Genomic DNA, 16,948 nt, shown 5'->3' with positions numbered 1-16,948 from the left:
TTTAAAATCCTGTTCTAAATTTGTAATCGAATTTCTTTACAATTTCACCGTTTGAATTCCTGATTAATTTTAATCTCCCTAACCTATCATATTCATAAAAAGATGAAATATTATTTTGATCTGTATGGCTAGTAATGCCATAGATAGGATGATAAGTATAGGTTGTCATTTCTGCATCTGATGGATATATTCTGATATCATCGTATGCCAGATAATCAGTTAATGTAACAGAACCATTATAAGGTAAGTCTCCGGAAAATTTCCAATCTCCGTTTTCATAATACCAATAATTATAAATATATGATCGTGAATTAGGTATCTGCCAATTAATTAAAAATTCATTACCTATTGAATAATCACCTGTATGCGCACCATATTGAGTAGATGCTCCTTGATAATTTTCAAAACCTTCATAATAAAATTCTTTTAATGATTTTGGCTTGAAATAATAATTATATTCTACACTTGTATTTACACTCTTTACTGATCTCAGAGTAAGGGTATAATCACCTGCAGGTATGTTTGTGAATGTGATGGATGAAGAAATAGATCCACAATTTGGTCCATAGCAAACATTTCCAGACCAAGTATTACTGCCATCAGACAATTCAACTAAAATATTTTCATCTAATGTCACTTGACTTTCATCTCGAATTCTTATTGTTATATCTACATTAGCTTCATTAATAAAATTTTCAAAAGAATATGTCCCTTGGATTTGTAAAAATTCCTTAGTTTCATCTATACTGTGATCATTTTTTGCATTCTTTACAATAACTCTAGGTTTTAATGATATAGGATCCCATTCAAAACTTTTTACGATACCATCAAGTTGAGTTTGTTGCAAAATATTACCTCTATTATCATAGGAATCGACTGATAACTCTTCTCTATTCTCACCTGTATTTAAATCTTTTTGGGAAATATTCTTTAGGTATAACAATTTGCTTTTCGAAATAAAATAATCATATTCATAAGAAGTTGAATTTATTATTTGATCATCCTTGAATCTTTCTATTAGTATAGGCTTTGATAATGAATTTAATTCCTCAAGTTCAGGAATAGTTTCGTGTGCGTATTTAATCTTCTCCTCAATTAACTGATTTGAGCCTCTTGAAATGTTACTAACTATTTGCCCAAGATCATTATAAGATATTTCTTTTTCATTTATTACTGGATCATCATACGTATTTTGAGAAAAATCGAATGATAAAATTTTTGATGGTTTAAAATAATTTAAACTTATTATATATGAAGCAATAGCTACCTTATCATATGCTGTACAGAGACCTTCAAAAGCATCTTGACTATAATTTCTAATAGAAGAGTTTTTATTAACAATCTCTGAATATTCATATAATTCGGTTTTTATCGAATCTCTATTTGAATTAAATAATGTTTTCAATAATAGTTTACCCCTTTTGAATTTATTTGAATTTTTAGGGGGATTCATTGCTAAATCTTTGTTGTAATAATCGAAAGGTAAGTCATCTTTAAATCCATTATCATGATTACTATAAATTAACTTTGTAATGCTCCCGTTTTCATGTTTTTCATATATTTCTGAATATGTAACGTGACTACTTGTATGATTTGGAGTCGTTGGTATAATTGGGGAAAATAAATACTGAATGATATCAAAGTCATGTCCACCTATAGTTTCACCTTTTCCAATAAAACTATATTCGGGTTGCACTTCTAAAATTCCAGAGGAGGGTAAATTTAATATATCTGTTTCAGCTTGAGGTAAAAGCCCACCGTTCGTTTTAACATAATAATAATCAGTAGTTTTAGTATTACCATTTAAATCTTCTGTTAAAACTTGACGAATTCTTAACCCTCCGACTTTAATATTTTCTTGAAGATTAAGAATATAATTAGTTCTATTTTCAACTTCCTTTGAATATTGATGTTGTTCATAAATAAAAGTTGTTTTTCCTCCTGTTGGATAACTAATTGATTTAAGTGCGCCTGCATATGCTAAATCTTCGTTTAGAGTTGGTTTCTTTTTTGAAGGTAAATCACTCCATCTAATATTAGTAGTGTAATAGGATTCATTTGTAAAGCCCCAGTGATCATTAAATGATCTTAAATAACCAGGAAGCAGGTTAGGGAAATAATAGTCGAGTGTATAACTATTAATAAGATTTTCAGCATATAACTCGACATTAGACAATCTTAACCTTTCGGTATTAGAGTTGTTATATTTAAATTTTACAGAATTTATAATTTCATTTTTTTTTGTATTAATCAGATTAATTTGATCTAGTTTAAAAGGAATTGCTAATTCTAAAAAATGATCGAACTGATAATTTTGTCCCTCTGTGGTATTAAAAAAAGGAATTTGTCCATACCACTTCATGAATGCTGGACCTTCCTCTGCAAGAGATGGGTCAGCATTCGGTAAGATTACCTTATCTAAAAAATATCTTTCATATCTTAATTCATTACTAGGACTTAATATAAAATCAATTTTAAAATCTTTATTTGGCATTATGATCTCTTTCAGATAAACAGGAGAAGTGACTGAGCCAGTATAATTATCAGTATTTGGGGAAATACTTTGATTACATAAAGTATATGGATCATCAGATGTAACAGTCTGAGAAATTCCTTGCCATGATGGTAAAATTGTTAGCTGCCATGGACCACGTTCATAATTAAAATCAAATAATAAGATACCTTCTGGAGAATAAATTTTATCTAATTTCCAAGACATAGCAACTAAGTAAGTGTACTTAAATTGATCATTATATTCTGTGGCATCGTGAGTCCCAAACTCAAATCTATATCCAGTTTCATTAATTATTGTGAATTCACTATATGTTGGGTAATTTACTCTTGTTCCATATTCTGGTTGAATTTTACTTTCTGGGTTATAAATAACCTTTAATGGGATATCGGATTTGACCTTCATTTCCCCATTATGATCCATATAAAAACTTCCAGAATATCCCAAAAAGGAAAAATTAAATTCATCTGGCTCCAAATCATAATCGGGGTTATATGAGCTATGGTGTACTTCAATTGTCCACCAAGATTCTTGGCTTAAAGTAGTGACATAATTTATTGCTTCTTCAAATCCAAATTTAAGGTTACCTGTATTGTGCATTTCATCATACAACCCCTTTACTCTCCTGTAAATCATACCTCCAGCATTTAAACTCCAACCCAGCCCTACATTTGAGGGGTGTATGTCTGGTCTAATTCCTGAGGAGTGATATGAAATAGAAATAGGAACAGAAATACCTCCATTTTCTACACTTTGAAGAGGAATAGAAATATTTACTAATCCATTATATAGGCTTGTAGGAACATCTCCATATTGACCCAATGAAATCGCTTCATTAGAAGGTAAGGTTGGCGTAGCAACCTGAGAAAAAAGTTTGCAATTAAGAAGTATTGCAAATGTTAAAATAAAATTAATTCGATTCATTTTAATTATTCTTATTAAATGACATCCTTATATTAAATGGATTTGACACCGGTGAGCCGAACTCATCGTATGTCAGGTTGTATAAAAAGTATGTTTTGATTGTTATTTTATCTGTTAAGTCAAATCCCTTATAAGCCCCAATGTAGACTCCGGGAATCCATTTCTTCTCAGTTTGATCGGTCCCGTGAATTTTAAGTTCCCGGTATACTTGCTCATATTCAGCGTATCCCCCAATATTCCTGAATACTTCATATTCGGTGAATAATCTCCCTCCGAGCATATTATTAGACACCTTAGAAGGTATATAGGAATCTTTTGTCCAGACTGTTAACCTGGCTACTGCGCTGATCCCCGATGACCATCGTGGATATATCTGGTAGCTGATAAGTGGTGCCGCATCTATGGCGATCTGATCTCTTCCTGTAATTGTTAATGATCCGCCGTAATTCAGTCGTTCTTTTAGCTTTTTATTACCTAGTGGATTCTTAGGTAGATCATTGATATCCTGAACTTCAGAATGAAACCTTTTGGCTTTAGCCAGCTTAGCCTGGGCCTGTTCTAATACTTCCTGTTTATCAGCAAATACTTTTTGAGTTGGGGTCTTAACTATGTTCTTTGCCTGGGAACCTAAATTCTGAGGCAAACCTTCGACCTGGCTCATTTGGTCTTCAACAAATTCGAGTCCTTCTCCGGATCCCAATACCTGCTCTAATTCGGTAAACTGGTCGCCAAATTCTTGTTCTTTAATAAATTCCTTTGCCCTATCTTCTGCAGCTTTGGCCAATTCATCTCTAATTATCGGATTTAAACTATCAAGTTGATATTCTGAAATTGCATATAAACTATCCGTATAAGATTGAAGCTCATTTAATTCTTTACTTTGCTTAGTAATTCTGGAAAACTCCTGTAATTCAACAGAATCTTGAAGTATTGATTTATATTTATTTAAACTATCAGTCTGAATTTCATCACGGGATTCATATTTTCTACAAACATCCTTAAAAAATCTCGAACTATCCTTTTCATATTGCTTCTGATATTTTTTCAGCTCCTTTTTATATTCTGATGCCATTTCATAATAGGTTTTGGCATCCTTATAGGCTTGAAATACAGCTTTCTCAGTCGCATTCAATGGGACATTCACTTTGAATTGAGCCATAGAAATGTTCCCAGTGACAAAAAAGAAAACAACTGATATGTAAAAAAATCCTTTATTCATGTTGAGTCGACACGAATGTATGAAGTGAACTTTATTCATGTCAAGCAAATTTCAATCTGAAATCTAATAAAACAGACTAAAAATTTGCGGTATCGGATATATTATGTCAATTATATTGACGTTTAATTTTAAAAAGCAAATTAAATTGACTTATAGTCTTATATTATTGTTTACCATTTAAGCGTATTGGTCATTTCTTACGCTATTAAATTAAGTGTATATTTTGTATGTCCTTTCTCTTCAAGTTATATTCTTCTAATATCCCTTCAATCAAATAAACATTTATTTATGAAAAAATTTCACCCTACTCATCATATGAATCAAAACCGAGCCAAGGTAACAAAGTAATATTGAAAAAATTAATCGTAACAGAATCACACACCTTCGTTTCACTTTTAAAGATTTTAAATCAACATTTTATATGCACAGAATAGTTAATAATTAAGATATATTCAACATTTTAAATGCACAAAATACTAATAATCAACATTTCTTATGGGATGATACACTATTTAATTCTATCATATCGCTCTGGATTAAACTGGATCAACATCCATTGATTATAATTTGAATATGCTCCAAAATCTGGATCATTAGGATTTGGTTTAAAAAGGAAATTTTCACAGTCTGTAAGTGTCCTGAATTTTTCATCATACTCATCAAATGGAGAATCCACAGGATGAATACCAATAACCAAAATCTTATCTTTGTATTTTTCTTCTGTAAGTAAATTCTTTACAAATCCATTTTTTGCATTCAGCATGACATGACTTAAACCAAAATGTACAAAATAAGATTCATCAGTTGAATCTAATTCCATGAAGGCTTCAGACATAAAATCGTAGCGCTCCATCATATTGCCTATAAAATTATCATTGTATAGTATCTTCCTGAACATTTTATATTCAGATCCACTTTTTTCAACTTTTTCAAAATGCTTTCTTAATGCCAGAATTTATTCCCGGTTATCTCTTTCCAATCCAATCGTTTCCAACCGATGGTTAATAATTTCCCTCAAACTGGCTATAGCAGGATCTTTTGATTCAACAGGCAATAAATAATATAAAACCTTAGACAAGCCGGGTTCTCGCTCTAAGTCAAAACCATGAACAAGCAGCTTTTGGCCTGAATCTAATGTTAAATAATATTCATACAATTTTTCCATTCCAGCAAAAAACAACTGGTAATCACTTAGTCCCGGTGAAGTATAATTCAAATAACTCTTCTCTCCTGTCTTTAAAATTTGGTTATATAAATAAGCTTCTGCATATCCAAATTCTATAATCCCGTGACGAATACCAAATTGCTTATTGAGGTAAATAAACAATTCCGGTTGCAGGATGTAATTAGATTTTAAGTAATGCCTCTCTCCTAGTATTATCAACTTCTTTCCTTCGAAATCACTATTCAACTCATTAAAGCTATTGAAATTCAGATCATTAAAATCCATGCAATATGTAGTGCCCTGACCTAATAGATTGTAAGTCGTTAGTAAAAGTATAGAAAAGAAATAAATTAAGCTCTTTACTAAATTCATTAGGTAATCCTCCTTCCTTTCCCGAATAGAATAAGACAAATCATTATTATAATATAAGCATATATTCTTATTGAGCGTCTATTCTGGTGCCAATATACACAAGTTGATTTTTAAATTAATTAAAAATTTTAGGTAGGAATTATCTCCACTCATCGGTTCTATATATAGAAATTGATAATGAAAATTATTAGACCGTATTCAATCAATCTGTAAACTATAGTTATGATGAAAGAAATGAAAAAAATCTCTGTGTATGTATTCCTGCTGGCTATCGGCATGCTAATACAAAGTTGTAGTGAAGATAGCGATCCGAATTTAGCCCAGGTAAGCCTTGATATGAAGGCTGAAACTACTGAATCTACCATTAATGGCAGACAGATTAACTCTGAATTAGTTTTTAATGAAGTACTCGTCGGTGTAACTGAAGTCGAATTTGAAACTTTTGAAGAGGACGAACTTGAAGACATTGAAGGAGAAGTTGAAGACGAGGATGTAGAATTTGAAGGACAATTTGTAGCAGATCTTATCAATGGGACGAGTACCCCTGATTTTGGAATGGCAAGCTTGTCTCCTGGCACTTATGAAGAATTGGAAATTGAAATGGAGCCTTTTCTTGATGGTGGATTCTCTATCTTTATATCATTCGAATTTGTGAATAATAATGATGAAGTAATTACGGCAGAATATGGGAATAGTGACGAGCTGGAATTTGAAATAGAAAACGAAAATGGTTTCATAATTGATGCAGGAACAACCAATCAAATGTTGGTTTTATTAAACCTGGATGCACTTTTTGCAGGAGTCGATTTAAATTCCGCTGAATCTGATAATGATGGAGTGGTTAGAATTAATAATACCTCCAATTCAGATCTTGCTGCAACAATTTCATCAAACTTAGATCAGATCTTAGAAGCTGGTGAAGATGATGACGATGATGGGGATATTGATGATGATTAATTAAAAGCTTATTAAACTTATAATACTTGTTTGAGGTCACCGGTAGAATTATCGGTGGCTTTTTTTATTGAATTATCAAGAAGAGAAAAGGAATTTCATATTATTTGGTCCAAGTTCAAATTAATTTATGAATTTCAGAATTGCTTTTTCAGCTATTCTAAAGCAGAACAATATCACTTATTTCTTATCAAACCAATAATAATCAGATATCTATGAGTTATCTCCTGTTTCTTGATGTTCTTTCTTTACCTACCACACTCTCAGTGCTTTACACATTACTGACAAACTAAAATGCTACCATTTTTAATCCTTAATATTGGTCCTGAAAAAATTAGCCGAACGCGTTTTGCTGAAAAAGCAATGTGCCCGAGAAGGGAAATTCACCATTTTTAACAGGAGGCCACAAAAATAGTATCAACGATTACCTTCTGTGGAAAAATAGGATCAACTAATTCAGTTAAAATCACACTGCTATATTCAAAGATAGAATTAGTCAGCACTATTATTCAACATTTTAATTGTACAGATTAATTATTGATCACTGTTACATCAACATTTTCAATGCTCAAGAGAGAAATAATCAACATTTTTTATGGGATACTAAAATTATAAAGGGTATAAAAAACAAGTTAGAGAAATGAAGTAGAAATATTGAGGTTGCTCAATCACTATTTCATTATTCCCATTATAGCCATAACTTAACGAGTGGTGGCTTTATCTTTATTACTCCTCTAATTCAAGCTTAATTGTTTCACCATTATTGACTCTCATCAACTTTTCAATTCCATTGCCTTCAATTTTCCCCAAACTAATCAGTCCTGAAGCATAATTAAAATCTTTATAAAAAATAGCTATATCACCCCAGGGTGCATAATAAGTGATATCACCTTTTGAAGGTTTATAACCACTGGGCGCACCATCTGTGGTCAGCTTTTTTTGCGGATAATATATTTTCTCATTACCAGCGTGATCTTCTAAAGTAGTCGTAACTGGCAAAGTTGAGATCCAATCTCTGGTAGTCGGGTTATCATACAAAATAGCAGTCAGCACATCCTCTCCTATTGTTATTTTGAGTTTCATGTTTTCCATAATAGGCGTTGTTTTTGGATCCTCATTCCTGGATTCTAAGCTTATCAATGCAAAACTAACATCCAGTAATAAAATATAAAGTTGAATACTTTTCATCATAAATGATTTTACAACACCTTAACTGTTGCAGCCTTTGCTCTATCACTAATCATTGCATTTAAATAAGGACTTCCTCCATATTTATTTTTATAAGCCTCGTCAATCTTCTCATTGATTTCTCCTATCACAGGCTCAAAGGCCACATTTTTAATCAATCCCGCAGCTTCTATTTTTCCTGCATGCTGGCTCATGGCAGATTGATACCATCTTGAATTAACACTATTATAAGCCCTCACAAATAACTGATCATCAACAGAGACTACCCAAATCCATGTTGGAGTACCATAGGTTTTACCATCTGCTCTGAATGGTGCGATATGAAAATCATCATGAGCGGCAATTTTAGCTACTTCTTCCTTAGATATTTCTTGTTTATTAATTTCCATCTTATTTTGAATATTGTTCATCTGTCACCTTTTCCATCCAGGTCACTACCTCACCATTTACTTCTTCCTGAATTGCAATGTGACTCATCGCCTTTTGTTCGCTTGCACCATGCCAATGTTTTTCACCGGCTTCGAACCATATAACATCGCCAGGACGAACTTCTTGTATTGCTCCTCCTTCCTTTTGAACCCAGCCTAAACCACTTGTAATAATCAGTGTTTGACCTGCGGGGTGAGTATGCCAGGCAGTTCTTGCACCCGGCTCAAAGGTTACTAATGCTCCGGCTCCTTTGGTTACATCCTTTTTTTGAAATAAAGGGTCTATTCGAACTGACCCAGTAAACCAATCCTCTGGTCCCTTCATTGAAGGAATGGATTCATTTTTAATTATTTCCATACTAGTGAATTTTAAATATTTAAAAGCTAAAAAGGGGAAGATGAACTCTCTTCCCCTTTCCTGTTTCAATTATTCTTTTGCATAGACTGGAAACTTACTGGCTTCACCGTAATCTTTAATCGGTTCCATATTTCGCAACGTATCCATATCTTCATCTGAGATTTCAAAATCCACTTCAGCATTGCTTTTAATATGATCCGGATTAGATGATTTTGGTAATGGTAACAGACCTAGTTGCAAATCGTATCTAATTCCCAACTGAGGTACAGACACATTATATTTGTTTGCCATACTTTCTACTTCATCAATATTAAACAATTCACCATGGCCGATAGGTGAATATGCCTCGACCAGAATATCATTATCCTTACAATGCTGAATAAGTTCTTTTGGAGTATTTCCGATATGAGCCAGTATCTGATTGACCATCGGCTTCACATTACAATTTTTTAATATGTTGTCCACATCTTCCTTTTCAAAATTTGACAATCCAATTGCACGTAATTTTCCATCTTCATAAGCTTTTTCAAGCGCCTTCCAGGCTTCAATATTTCCTTCAAAATAATGGTCATCTCCCTGAAATTCTTTCCATGGTTTTGGACTGTGAATTATCATCAAATCTAAATAGTCCAATCCTAGCTTTTCTAATGATTCGTCAATTGCAGAAATAGCTTCATCATAAGATTTTACTTCTGCTGCAAGCTTCGTCGTTATAAAAAGTTCCTCCCTTTTAACATTACTGGACTTAATTCCTTTACCAACTCCATTTTCGTTTTGGTAGGCTTGCGCAGTATCAATATGTCTGTAACCTAATTCAATCGCTTTTTGTACTGGTTCAGCAACATCCTCATCGCTAATTAACCATGTCCCCAGTCCTAATTTAGGGATTTCTACTCCGTTTGAAAGTTTAAAATTTTCGTTTAATATCATAATAATTGAGTTTTAATTTTTAAAATGTTGACGCATCAATTACAAATCTGTATCTGGCGTCTTTGCTAACTACTTTTTCCCAGGCATGATTTACCTGTTCCGCCTTTATGATTTCTATCTGTGGTTTTATTCCGTTATCAGCACAGAAATATATTACCTCTTGTGTTTCGGGTATCCCTCCAATAAGCGATGTATTATAATTGACTCTGTTAAACATCATATTAAAATTATTGATGGTATATTCACCCCCAACTGGAACTCCTACCTGGGTAAAGAAGCCATAAGGTTTAACACAATCTGCATAAGAAGACATTTCATAAGCATATGGAATAGTCGAAATCATATAATCCATTTTACCTCTGTAAGGTTGTAATTTTTCAAGAGAATCGACTACAATAACTTCTTTAGCACCAAATGCTTTTATATCATCAACTTTATCAGGAGAGGTAGTAAAAGCATAAACTTCAGCTCCTTTTGCTACGGCAAGCTTTATAGCCATATGACCAAGTCCACCAATTCCGGCTACACCTACTTTATCACCTATGTTAAAATCAGCTCTAATTAAAGGAGAATAGGTAGTAATCCCGGCACATAATAAAGGCGCCGCTTCCTGGAAGCTAATATTTTCTGGAATATGAACTGCAAAATGATCTCTTACCACTATTTTATCCGAATAACCACCTTGTGAAATGCCAGTTGGTGAATTTTTATCCGGATAACCATAGGTAAAGAGGGTTTCTCCATTTTCACAGTAATGTTCTTCACCGTGCTTACAATGATCACATTCCATGCAACTATCGACCATACATCCAACACCAGCCCGGTCTCCTACTTTAAATTTAGTAACATTTTTACCCACGGCTGCCACCACTCCAACGATTTCATGACCCGGGACTTGTGGGTATTGCTGTTCACCCCAATGACCTTTCAATTGGTGAATATCTGAATGACAAATACTTGCATATTTTACATCAATTAAAACATCATCATCTCCAACCGGACGACGTTCAAACTCCCAAGGGCTGAGTTTTCCTGATTCATCTTTAGCTGCATATCCCCTGGTTTTCACATTCTGACCTGCTTGAAGATTTAATAGTGAACCCATTGACAACCTTTCACCAGAAAAAATCTCATAGGGATTTGATAACATCACAGCTCCGGTTAATGCGGACTTTTGAAGAAAATTTCTTCGCGACTTATTTAAATTATTATCTGTTTTCATTTTAGTAGGTTTTTAATTGACATTGGTATAAACCTCATCTGTTACAGGCTCCATCCAATTGACAATTCCCTTTTCAGTATTAGGAACAATATACATTTGCTGTAGACTGCTTTCCGGACTGGCTCCATGCCAATGCTTTGTATTTGGTGGACATTTAACAACGTCTCCCCTTTTCATTACCTGGATAGGCTCACCTTCGATCTGGTGATATCCTTCTCCATCAGTAATTATTAAAATCTGTCCTCCTGGATGAGTATGCCAATTACTTCTTGCTCCGGGTTCAAAATACACATTTCCTACTAGTGTGGTATAAACAGAATCAATTGAAACAAGGCCATAATTATAGGCATTACCTGTAAAGTATTCTGAAGATCCTTTTTCACCCTTCGGAAAAATGGGTTCGGAATGATCCATATTTTCTTCCTCTGCTTCATTTGTTGTTTCGGAATTTTGCTTTCCACATCCGACAATGAAGAATAACAAGAATGTAAATACGATTATCAACTTCTTCATAATTCTATTTTTTATTGGTTAATTTTTTAAGAATCTTAGCAGGAATACCACCGACAACTGTATTAGTTGGAACATCTTTCTTAACTACTGATCCGGCAGCGATAACTGAATTCTCACCTACTATAACTCCAGGAAGAATTGTTGCAGCAGCTCCAATCCAGGCATTCTTTTTGATTATCACAGCCTTTGGAACCAAAGTATTTCGGTTTTCAGGTTCTACCGGATGATCCTCCGAAATAATATTTACTCTCGGGCCAATCATCACTCCATCTTCTATAGTTATACAACCCAGATCAAGGAAACTACAGGCATGATTGATAAAAACATTTTTACCCAGTGAAATATGTTTGCCAAAATTGGTATAAAATGGAGTAAATATGGTTATAGTTTCATCTACCTCTTCTCCAATAATTTCACTCAATATAGATCTTGAATCTGTAACGCTTTCGGCTATATTAAGTCTGTTCAAAAGACTTTTTGTTTTTATAACCTGCTTTCTTATATGTCCATAATCAGGATCATTCATGGGTATAGGCGTACCGGCCCGTAATCTTTCAAAGATTTTATAATTATCTCCTTTATAATTTTTTAAGTATTCCACAGGTCTATTTCTATCTTGTATTACAAAGGTATTTCAAATAATACCCTGGACGTTAAAGATTTTCAAACTAGAAATTAAGATATTCAAACATTAGTTGTTCGAAGTTCTTTAGGGGTACTTCCAGTAATCTTTTTGAAAAAATTATTGAAATAAGTAGGGTATTCAAATCCCAAAGAATATGCTATTTCGCTTATATTCCAGTCGGTATGCTGTAAAAGCGCTTTTGCCTCACTGCTGATCCGTTCAGCTATATGTTGTGAAGTTGTTTTTCCGGTTGTCTTTTTAACTGCCCTGTTTAAATAATTTGCATGAACAGCCAACTCATTGGCATAATCCTGGGCAGATTTAAGATTAAGTGGAGTATCAGGAGTTTCGATGGGAAACTGCCTTTCAAGCAGTTCAAGAAATACAGCCGTTAAACGAGAGGAAGCATCTTTTTTTTCCTCATATTGCTCCGATGGTTCCATTTTCATCGCTTCATGGATAATAAGATGGATATAATTCCGGATCACATCATCTTTAAATTCATAATCACTATCCTGTTCTTCAAGCATTTTTTTAAATATCCCATTTAAAAACTCTCTTTGAACTTCGGTGATCTTTAAGATCGGTGTTCCATCCAGCTTTAATAATGGAGAATTAAATATACTTTCCGAACGTTCTGAAACTTGCAAAAAATCCTCTGAGAACAAACAGGTATATCCGGCATAAGTAGTCGATATTGTTTCCCAGGAATAAGGTATATGGGGATTGCCAAAGAAAAGAATGGTCCCCTCCTGCTCATAACTCTTATCAGCATAATGAATCATACTATTCCCGGTAGTAAGACAGATTTTGTAGAAATCCTTCCTGCTATATATTTTAGTAGAATTAGAATCTTTTTCAATTTGAAAAACTTTAAAGCCTTTTAGTTTAAGGCTATCATTGAATTCCGATACCGATCGCAAGGTTTTCTCTGCCATATACTAAAGTTAAGAAAATCAAAACATGATTCTTAATAGAAAGATAAGTTAATTAAAATGCTTTTATTATTAATAAACTTGAATTCTTCTCCTATTGGTAAAAGCATGCCACAAACCATCAAAAATTCATTACATTAAGTAAATATCAATTTAGCAACTACTAAAATATCAAATTATGGAATTTTCAATTGTAGTGATATTACTGTTTATAGCCGGTGCCGTACTAGTATATTTAATACCTATTTTAATTATTGCCAAATCGGATAAAACATCAGGAACAGAAAAAACACTATGGATTCTGGCTGTATTGTTTATATCATGGATTGCTTTCTTATTTTACCTTTTCCTTGCCCCAGTTGAAAAGAAAATCTAATAGGTAATCCTTGTAAAAATAACTTACAGATAAGCAGTTAGACCCAAATATTACTACTATTTTAAGGTATTTTTAAATGCTTCGACTTTACTTTTTAATTCATAATTTAATTCTTGATCAACAATTTCACCATCCTTAAAATTATCATAGAATTTAGGTAAGGAAAAAGTATCGACTACCTCCGCACCACATTTGGGAAAGAATCCACTGGCTGCTTTCATTACATTACCTCCGCCATATCCACCCGGGGAAGCACTCATTAAAAGCATTTTATTTCCTCCAAAAATATTCAGGTCCACTCGTGATGACCAGTCAAGGATATTTTTGAATCCCACTGTATAACTCCGGTTATGCTCAGCCATCGAACAGATAATTGCACCTGCACCCTCGAATTGACCTCTGAATTTATGCGCTTTTTCGGGTATGCCACTCTCCTTTTCCCTGTCTATGGAATATATTGGCATTTCGAAATTATTCAAATTCAATCGTGTAGTCTCAAACAGATCATCATCCAATTGGCTTAAAACATAATTCACAAGCTGCATGTTGATTGAAGTTGAACTATTACTTCCGGCAAAGGCTACAATTTTTATCATCGGTTTATTTTTCTAATACAACTCTGGTATTCTTATGTAACTCTACTAATATATAAGTAATCCTTCATAAAGAAAGAATGTTTATAAAACCTTTCTCCTTGTTAACCAACTACTAATTTTTGACTTAAAGACATTTAATCTCTATATTAACTACTACACCCTTTTATAATGACCAAAATCAGGATAAACCCGTTCTTAATTGCTGCATTTTGCATTTCCTTAATTTTCACAAATCATCAAGTATATTCTCAGCATACTGAGTCTCAACCTGATTTAATAAACTGGAATCAATCGCTTTCTGATGATATTGATAAAAAAGTTATTGAATACATGGAATTGAGTCATACTCCTGGTCTTGCTCTGGCTATTATCAAAAATGGAAAAGTGGTTAAAAGATCTTTTTATGGATATGGCAATGTGTCTAAAAAGGTTCCAATAACAGAAGAATCTGAATTCTGGCTCTCCTCCGTCAGTAAACACTTAACGTCTGTCCTTATTTTAGCACTTGAAGAAGAAGGTGTGATCTCTAATGAAGACCTGGTTATAAAATATATTCCTGATCTTCCGGAAAAATGGAATGATATTAAGATCAAACACCTAATGAGTCACACTAGCGGAATAAAAGATATCCACCAACCAAACAATCCAGAAACATTCTTAAACCAGTTATTCTCATATGTACCTGAAGCTCCCACTTTAGCTGAATTTGAAGCGATCATGAATAAAATTAATATTGAATATCCTGCAGGAGAAAATTATTTCTACAGTGACATTGGTATGCTCGTCTTATCAGCTGTGGCTTCAGAAGCTGCAGATAGACCATTTGATCTATTAATGGAGGAATATATTTTTCAACCAGCTAAAATGTCTGCTTATATATATGATCCATCTGAATCAAGACCTGAGCAGGTTACCGGATATACCTATGCTAATTGGGAATTAGGTAAAGATCAAAACCGTGAATCTGTCCTTAAATTGAATCAAAAAGCTTTTGGCGGTGGCGGAAGCTTATTTGTAACACTCGATGATATGATCAACTGGAATCACGCACTTAATGAAAACCTGATTATTGATAAATCATCTAAAGAACTATTATGGAAAAAAATTGAACTTGCTAACGGAAGAAAGATCGATATGGGACTTGGAATGATAATCATTGAGTATCCGGGAGGTTATGCTGTTGGACATGAAGGTATTTCCGGTACACATTATTGGAAATTCCCTGAATATAATATTGATTTAGTAGTGCTTACAAATCATGGTATGAGTTTTTCACCAAATGGCTTAACCAACCTTATCGCAGAATCACTTGGTATTTTAGATGAACTTGATCCGCAAATTTTATTAAATAAAATGCAGGTTAATGAGGTTATCGAAAACAAAGAGATATCCATAATCGGAAGATATAAAATCAAAGAACCCTTCCCTACGGAGTTATATCTGGATTTTTTTGAAAAAGAAAATAAATATTATGTCATGTTACAAGGATTAGTTTGCGAATTGATAAAAATTAAAAATGGCAGATTTTTAGGTTATTCAGATGCATATTTTTTTCCAAAAATACCATTTCTACCTCAATTCGAAATTGAAGATGATAATGTGAAATGGATACTCGGTACTCACAAACTACCTTTAACACAAATAAATAATTAACTAATATTTAGTTTTATAATTCTATCTAATTTCATTATAAAAATTAGAGTTTGAATCTTATATGTAAACCAATTATTGAATAATATGAAAATAAAGTACTATGCAATGAACTCCTTCTTTTAAAGTCGTTTTATTTACCTTAATTATTCCGTATTGATAATAAAAATGGTATATAATCTCATTTATAAGTTACAGTATCTTTCAACAAATCTTTTCAGGATCTTGTGAGGTATTTCAGTTTTTACTTTCTGATATTTCGTGATCATTTGTTTAGATTCTTCAGGATCAAAATACCCGTGATTTTTATAATAAACAATCCTTTTAGCCATACCAGGACCATCGAGTTCACAGTGAAACTGTAAAGCATAGATATTTTGCTTCATCCGAATTATTTGCACCGGAGAACTGTCAGAACTTCCTAATAAAACGGCTCCCGCTGGAATAGTCTGACACGCTTCTTTGTGACCACAAAAGCCAATAAATGAATCAGGCAGTCCGGTAAAAAGTGGATCTCCCCTCCCTTCATCATTTAAATAGATTTTTGTATAACCTACTGGCTCTGAATATTTTTCTTTTGAAACTTTCCCTCCAGCATATTTAACCATTGATCCTAATCCATAGCAAGTCCCGAAAAATGGCAAATCATTTTCGATAATTGTAGCGTAAAGCTTTTCTAATTCATTTTCAAATCGCTTTTGAAAATCTGGTTTTTTATCGGCTTCATCACTGACGTTACTGGGACCTCCCCCTACGATGATTCCAGCAAAATCACATGCATTGAGATCATTGAAAGATTCTTTTTCCATTCTGATCCGTACGACTTCATTTCTTTCCAATCCCCCATATTTCAAAATAGCTTCAAACTCCTGATCAGCAGCCTCATCAATAACACGTAATTGTAAAATCAGAAATGGTTTCATTTATCATTCATTATATCAATGAAATTAATAGCAAAAGATTTTCCCCGCAAATTTCCAG

At 33.2% G+C, this 16,948-nt stretch carries 17 protein-coding genes; 3 read left to right on the top strand and 14 right to left on the bottom strand.

Going from position 1 to position 16,948, the window contains the following annotated elements:
* Position 1 precedes the first annotated feature (1 nt).
* From DCC35_RS10785 to DCC35_RS10770, 4 genes are all read right to left on the bottom strand, one after another.
* Positions 2-3,436: a hypothetical protein gene (locus tag DCC35_RS10785; protein WP_137090798.1), complete on the bottom strand. Its 3,435-nt coding sequence runs from the start codon at positions 3,434-3,436 to the stop codon at positions 2-4.
* A gap of 1 nt (position 3,437) precedes the next feature.
* A complete protein-coding gene (locus DCC35_RS10780; protein WP_175402788.1) occupies positions 3,438-4,655 on the bottom strand; it encodes a hypothetical protein in 1,218 nt (405 codons plus the stop codon).
* A 508-nt stretch (positions 4,656-5,163) separates the two neighbouring features.
* The gene (locus DCC35_RS10775; RefSeq protein ID WP_137090796.1) at positions 5,164-5,553 is read right to left on the bottom strand and encodes a hypothetical protein; all 390 of its coding nucleotides are present in this window, start codon (positions 5,551-5,553) and stop codon (positions 5,164-5,166) included.
* 57 nt (positions 5,554-5,610) lie between these two features.
* Positions 5,611-6,192: a hypothetical protein gene (locus tag DCC35_RS10770; RefSeq protein WP_137090795.1), complete on the bottom strand. Its 582-nt coding sequence runs from the start codon at positions 6,190-6,192 to the stop codon at positions 5,611-5,613.
* A 234-nt stretch (positions 6,193-6,426) separates the two neighbouring features.
* Between DCC35_RS10770 and DCC35_RS10765 the strand changes: the two genes are divergently transcribed.
* Positions 6,427-7,149: a hypothetical protein gene (locus DCC35_RS10765; RefSeq protein WP_137090794.1), complete on the top strand. Its 723-nt coding sequence runs from the start codon at positions 6,427-6,429 to the stop codon at positions 7,147-7,149.
* 723 nt (positions 7,150-7,872) lie between these two features.
* Here DCC35_RS10765 and DCC35_RS10760 read toward each other — a convergent pair.
* From DCC35_RS10760 to DCC35_RS10725, 8 genes are all read right to left on the bottom strand, one after another.
* On the bottom strand, positions 7,873-8,334 hold the full coding sequence (locus tag DCC35_RS10760) for a cyclophilin-like fold protein (protein WP_217495812.1): 462 nt from the start codon (positions 8,332-8,334) through the stop codon (positions 7,873-7,875).
* A gap of 11 nt (positions 8,335-8,345) precedes the next feature.
* Positions 8,346-8,744, bottom strand: coding sequence for a DUF2255 family protein (locus DCC35_RS10755; protein ID WP_217495811.1), 399 nt, complete (start codon positions 8,742-8,744; stop codon positions 8,346-8,348).
* Positions 8,725-9,120, bottom strand: coding sequence for a (R)-mandelonitrile lyase (locus DCC35_RS10750; RefSeq protein WP_137090792.1), 396 nt, complete (start codon positions 9,118-9,120; stop codon positions 8,725-8,727). The genes DCC35_RS10755 and DCC35_RS10750 overlap by 20 nt, the downstream gene beginning before the upstream one ends.
* Positions 9,121-9,189: 69 nt before the next feature.
* Positions 9,190-10,050: an aldo/keto reductase gene (locus tag DCC35_RS10745; RefSeq protein ID WP_175402787.1), complete on the bottom strand. Its 861-nt coding sequence runs from the start codon at positions 10,048-10,050 to the stop codon at positions 9,190-9,192.
* A 19-nt stretch (positions 10,051-10,069) separates the two neighbouring features.
* Positions 10,070-11,272, bottom strand: coding sequence for an NAD(P)-dependent alcohol dehydrogenase (locus DCC35_RS10740; RefSeq protein ID WP_137090791.1), 1,203 nt, complete (start codon positions 11,270-11,272; stop codon positions 10,070-10,072).
* A gap of 12 nt (positions 11,273-11,284) precedes the next feature.
* On the bottom strand, positions 11,285-11,785 hold the full coding sequence (locus DCC35_RS10735; protein WP_137090790.1) for a cupin domain-containing protein: 501 nt from the start codon (positions 11,783-11,785) through the stop codon (positions 11,285-11,287).
* Between the two features lie 4 nt (positions 11,786-11,789).
* A complete protein-coding gene (locus DCC35_RS10730) occupies positions 11,790-12,386 on the bottom strand; it encodes a DapH/DapD/GlmU-related protein (protein ID WP_246069994.1) in 597 nt (198 codons plus the stop codon).
* 83 nt (positions 12,387-12,469) lie between these two features.
* On the bottom strand, positions 12,470-13,348 hold the full coding sequence (locus DCC35_RS10725) for a helix-turn-helix domain-containing protein (protein WP_137090789.1): 879 nt from the start codon (positions 13,346-13,348) through the stop codon (positions 12,470-12,472).
* A 175-nt stretch (positions 13,349-13,523) separates the two neighbouring features.
* Here DCC35_RS10725 and DCC35_RS10720 point away from each other — a divergent pair, with 175 nt between their 5' ends.
* Positions 13,524-13,721 (top strand): PLDc N-terminal domain-containing protein, encoded by a 198-nt coding sequence (locus DCC35_RS10720; RefSeq protein WP_137090788.1) that lies wholly within the window; start codon positions 13,524-13,526, stop codon positions 13,719-13,721.
* Between the two features lie 56 nt (positions 13,722-13,777).
* Here DCC35_RS10720 and DCC35_RS10715 read toward each other — a convergent pair whose 3' ends face one another.
* Positions 13,778-14,317 carry an NADPH-dependent FMN reductase gene (locus DCC35_RS10715; RefSeq protein ID WP_246069993.1) on the bottom strand — a complete coding sequence of 180 codons (540 nt, stop codon included), beginning with the start codon at positions 14,315-14,317 and terminating at the stop codon, positions 13,778-13,780.
* A 168-nt stretch (positions 14,318-14,485) separates the two neighbouring features.
* Here DCC35_RS10715 and DCC35_RS10710 point away from each other — a divergent pair, with 168 nt between their 5' ends.
* Positions 14,486-15,970, top strand: coding sequence for a serine hydrolase domain-containing protein (locus DCC35_RS10710; RefSeq protein ID WP_137090787.1), 1,485 nt, complete (start codon positions 14,486-14,488; stop codon positions 15,968-15,970).
* Between the two features lie 182 nt (positions 15,971-16,152).
* Here DCC35_RS10710 and DCC35_RS10705 read toward each other — a convergent pair whose 3' ends face one another.
* Complete coding sequence (locus DCC35_RS10705; protein ID WP_137090786.1) at positions 16,153-16,890, bottom strand: glutamine amidotransferase; 738 nt, start codon at positions 16,888-16,890, stop codon at positions 16,153-16,155.
* Positions 16,891-16,948: the final 58 nt, after the last annotated feature.

The organism is Mangrovivirga cuniculi (assembly GCF_005166025.1).
Taxonomy (GTDB): Bacteria; Bacteroidota; Bacteroidia; order Cytophagales; family Cyclobacteriaceae; genus Mangrovivirga; species Mangrovivirga cuniculi.
Note: the sequence above shows the minus strand (reverse complement) of the source record. Positions and strands in the feature narration are given on the sequence as shown.

What these genes read in the sequence shown, in the direction of transcription:
- DCC35_RS10785 (WP_137090798.1), bottom strand. Translation starts at nt 3,436, where the DNA reads ATGAATCGAATTAATTTTATTTTAACATTTGCAATACTTCTTAATTGC.
- DCC35_RS10780 (WP_175402788.1), bottom strand. Translation starts at nt 4,655, where the DNA reads ATGAATAAAGGATTTTTTTACATATCAGTTGTTTTCTTTTTTGTCACT.
- DCC35_RS10775 (WP_137090796.1), bottom strand. Translation starts at nt 5,553, where the DNA reads ATGTTCAGGAAGATACTATACAATGATAATTTTATAGGCAATATGATG.
- DCC35_RS10770 (WP_137090795.1), bottom strand. Translation starts at nt 6,192, where the DNA reads ATGAATTTAGTAAAGAGCTTAATTTATTTCTTTTCTATACTTTTACTA.
- DCC35_RS10765 (WP_137090794.1), top strand. Translation starts at nt 6,427, where the DNA reads ATGAAAAAAATCTCTGTGTATGTATTCCTGCTGGCTATCGGCATGCTA.
- DCC35_RS10760 (WP_217495812.1), bottom strand. Translation starts at nt 8,334, where the DNA reads ATGAAAAGTATTCAACTTTATATTTTATTACTGGATGTTAGTTTTGCA.
- DCC35_RS10755 (WP_217495811.1), bottom strand. Translation starts at nt 8,744, where the DNA reads ATGAACAATATTCAAAATAAGATGGAAATTAATAAACAAGAAATATCT.
- DCC35_RS10750 (WP_137090792.1), bottom strand. Translation starts at nt 9,120, where the DNA reads ATGGAAATAATTAAAAATGAATCCATTCCTTCAATGAAGGGACCAGAG.
- DCC35_RS10745 (WP_175402787.1), bottom strand. Translation starts at nt 10,050, where the DNA reads ATGATATTAAACGAAAATTTTAAACTTTCAAACGGAGTAGAAATCCCT.
- DCC35_RS10740 (WP_137090791.1), bottom strand. Translation starts at nt 11,272, where the DNA reads ATGAAAACAGATAATAATTTAAATAAGTCGCGAAGAAATTTTCTTCAA.
- DCC35_RS10735 (WP_137090790.1), bottom strand. Translation starts at nt 11,785, where the DNA reads ATGAAGAAGTTGATAATCGTATTTACATTCTTGTTATTCTTCATTGTC.
- DCC35_RS10725 (WP_137090789.1), bottom strand. Translation starts at nt 13,348, where the DNA reads ATGGCAGAGAAAACCTTGCGATCGGTATCGGAATTCAATGATAGCCTT.
- DCC35_RS10720 (WP_137090788.1), top strand. Translation starts at nt 13,524, where the DNA reads ATGGAATTTTCAATTGTAGTGATATTACTGTTTATAGCCGGTGCCGTA.
- DCC35_RS10715 (WP_246069993.1), bottom strand. Translation starts at nt 14,317, where the DNA reads ATGATAAAAATTGTAGCCTTTGCCGGAAGTAATAGTTCAACTTCAATC.
- DCC35_RS10710 (WP_137090787.1), top strand. Translation starts at nt 14,486, where the DNA reads ATGACCAAAATCAGGATAAACCCGTTCTTAATTGCTGCATTTTGCATT.
- DCC35_RS10705 (WP_137090786.1), bottom strand. Translation starts at nt 16,890, where the DNA reads ATGAAACCATTTCTGATTTTACAATTACGTGTTATTGATGAGGCTGCT.